Source organism: Moorena sp. SIO4E2 (assembly GCF_010671945.1).
In the GTDB taxonomy this organism is placed as follows: domain Bacteria; phylum Cyanobacteriota; class Cyanobacteriia; order Cyanobacteriales; family Coleofasciculaceae; genus Moorena; species Moorena producens.
The window spans coordinates 1-3,056 of sequence record NZ_JAAHIE010000735.1; the positions used below are offsets into that span (position 1 = coordinate 1).

Here is a 3,056-nt window from a genome sequence, read left to right on the forward strand (position 1 = left end):
TGAGTGTATTAATTTAGTACGAGAATTAATGAGACTTAATCGTAATAAATGGAAGTATTATTTACGAGGAATGAGAGCTAAATCGCTTGTCCTGTCTGCTTTATAACTATTTTCGTCGCCCCCCCAGGAAGCTAGCTCAAAGTTTGGCTCTTTTGTTTGACGATTTTTAACTAAATCAACACCAATCATTAGTCCGCAACCACGAACATCACCAATACATTCATGGGTTTCTTGTAAATGCTGAAGAGATTTGAGTAAATACTCCCCAACTATGGCACAATTTTGTTGTATATTTTCCCTTTCAATTATCTCCAAAACTGCTTTACCTGCTGCACAAGAAACAGGGTTACCCGCAAATGTATTAAAGTGGATCTTTTGAGTAAATGCTTGGGCGATTTCCGGTGTTGTCACCACAGCAGCAAGAGGTACTCCATTACCAATACCCTTAGCTAAGGTTACGATATCAGGTTTGACATCGTGAAGTTCAAAACCCCAAAAAGCACCTGTTCTACAAAAACCAGTTTGCACTTCATCAGCAATAAATAATCCATCTGCTTGATGGACATAATCATAGACTTTTTTTAAGTAGCCATCTGGATAAACAATTGTTCCCCCTACTCCTTGAATAGACTCTGCAATAAAACCAGCAATCTTGCCAGAGGTTGCATATTGAATTAGATTCTTAACTTCATTGGCATATTTATAAGCAACATTATTTTCATGGTTATTCCAAGCACCTCTGTAAACATCCGCATTCATAGCATGATGAATACCAAAATTATGAGGGGTATAATATTTCCAAGTACTTTGAGATGTTAATCCCATTGAATTACCACTCATACCATGATATCCATTCTGGAGGGTAATGATATCAAAATTTTCCGTATAAACCCTCGCCATCAGCATTGCTAAATCATTCGCTTCTGAACCTGAATTAACAAAATAAACCATTGATAAATGATCGGGCATTTTATCCACTAGCATTTTGCTATATTCAGCAATAGTGGGGTGTAGATAAAGTGTCGTCGTATGTTGTAACTTAGCCGATTGTTCTTGTACAGCTTTAACAACATGAGGATGGCAATGACCAAGATTAATTGTCGCGATTCCAGCAAAACCATCTAAATAACGTTTTCCTGTTTCATCGAATACATATTGCATCGAACCCTCAACAATCATAATCGGTTGTTGATAGTAAGTTGCAACCACTGGGTTCACATATTGTTGTCTTAAATCAATAATTTGTTGTTTTGAAAGTCCTACATAGGGATCGGGCTGATAATCGTATGGGGGAATAGAGGGTCTATCCTGGGAAAGTTTTTGATTCTGCATGATTATAGAAAGATCAGCTTTAAATTTTTCGGTAGATGAAATATGTTTCAGCTTTGATACTTTCTTCTACAAAGTTGGCTTGACTAAGCATCTTTGTTGTAGTTTGATAGCTGATTAATCTTAGTTTTAGTTTTTGTTCTGCCAATAATTTTTCATTTTGATAGAAAAGATAATCGAGAATCGTATAACGTTCATCTTCGTTTCCTTCAGTATGAGCAATTCTCTTATGAACAATGCCATTTTCCAATTCTACGAAGTTATTACCATAGGCATTAGATGAACTAATAATCAATAGACCGTCTGGTTTGATATGTTTGGCAACCCGATCAAAACTTTTTTGAATCTCCGCTAAAGATAAAATATGGCTGGCGAGCATTGTTTCAAATTGATCCTTAACAAATGTCCAAGCACCGCCACGAGAATAGACAACATCGAACTGTTTATCCAGAGCGAGTTCGGAGACATTTTGACAATGTAAATTAACTGTTTTTCCTAATCTCTTCTCCGCCTGTTCTAATAGAGATTGACTCGTATCAATTCCAGTAATTTTGTAAGCGGGTTCAATTTGCAGTAAATGTTCTACCACTAGCCCTGTACCTATCCCTATGTCTAATATATCTCTAGCGTCTCCTATGAGTTCAGCAAGTTCAGTCGCAATTTGATCGTAGTTCCTGTTTTTTTGAACAAAATCATCATAGAACTGGGCAAGTTTTTGATATTGATCGCTCATATTTTTTGCTTACTGTTATTGAATAGCTAGTTTGGTAAAGTTCTATTTTTTGTATTCTCTGCATCAACTCAATTCCTTAGTCCATCGATTAAATTTATCTGTATTAGGTGTATGAATATAACCATTTTTTTTTGCCAAAAATTTTGCTCCTGCTTCTGTTCCCATTTCGGTAATTATTCTTTTAAAGCCCGCATTTTTAGTGACTTCATGTACTTGATAAATAATAGCACTCATTATCTCATGGCGAAATTTTGGATATAATTCAATTGTAAACATCCATCCTAAATCGCAGTCTTCTTTACCTTCTGGTTTATAAGATGGGATCACAAAAAATGCACCCAATATATTCTCATCTAAATCTAGTGCGATAATATGCACTAAACCTTCTTGATAAGGTTCGGTAATATTTTTCCAAGTATGTTCTGCTGGACGAGTCCTCAAAAAATTGTCATTAAACTTTGAATCTCCAAAAACTCGATATAAAATGGCTTCAATCTCTTTCCAGCGATTGAGTATATATTGATGATCGACAACTTCTATTGTATAGTCTCTTTTTTGTTTATTTAAATCAAGTTGTTTATTGGTTTTCTCTAATTTCATCTAGTTTTTATTTCTGGTAACTAACTTTGTTAACAACCTAGCGGGGATGATTTTCTCCTCCCGTCTGGAAGCGAATATAAAACGCAATAGTTTTATACAATTGCCCAGTAACTCCAAGCGTCCCAATGTGTATTGTCTATCGCATAATAAGATAAATCGGGGGGATATAGTTAGGTAAAAGTTAAAACACTATTCAATAGTACCTTTTATATGGTGCAAGAAAACCTATTTTTTTTAAGTTTTATGTAGCTGTTGTAATACCAAATCCTGGGGGGGCGACGAAAATAGTTATAAAGCAGACAGGACAAGCGATTTAGCTCTCATTCCTCGTAAATAATACTTCCATTTATTACGATTAAGTCTCATTAATTCTCGTACTAAATTAATACACTCA

The 3,056-nt window shown here is 35.2% G+C and carries 3 protein-coding genes; all 3 read right to left on the reverse strand.

Features of this window, described 5'->3' with window-relative positions; all coding sequences use genetic code 11:
- Positions 1 to 57 precede the first annotated feature (57 nt).
- A complete protein-coding gene (locus F6K37_RS36260; RefSeq protein ID WP_287255824.1) occupies positions 58 to 1,332 on the reverse strand; it encodes an aspartate aminotransferase family protein in 1,275 nt (424 codons plus the stop codon).
- Between the two features lie 19 nt (positions 1,333 to 1,351).
- Positions 1,352 to 2,062 carry a class I SAM-dependent DNA methyltransferase gene (locus tag F6K37_RS36265; protein ID WP_287255825.1) on the reverse strand — a complete coding sequence of 237 codons (711 nt, stop codon included), beginning with the start codon at positions 2,060 to 2,062 and terminating at the stop codon, positions 1,352 to 1,354.
- 63 nt (positions 2,063 to 2,125) lie between these two features.
- Positions 2,126 to 2,662 carry a hypothetical protein gene (locus F6K37_RS36270; protein WP_287255827.1) on the reverse strand — a complete coding sequence of 179 codons (537 nt, stop codon included), beginning with the start codon at positions 2,660 to 2,662 and terminating at the stop codon, positions 2,126 to 2,128.
- Positions 2,663 to 3,056 lie beyond the last annotated feature (394 nt).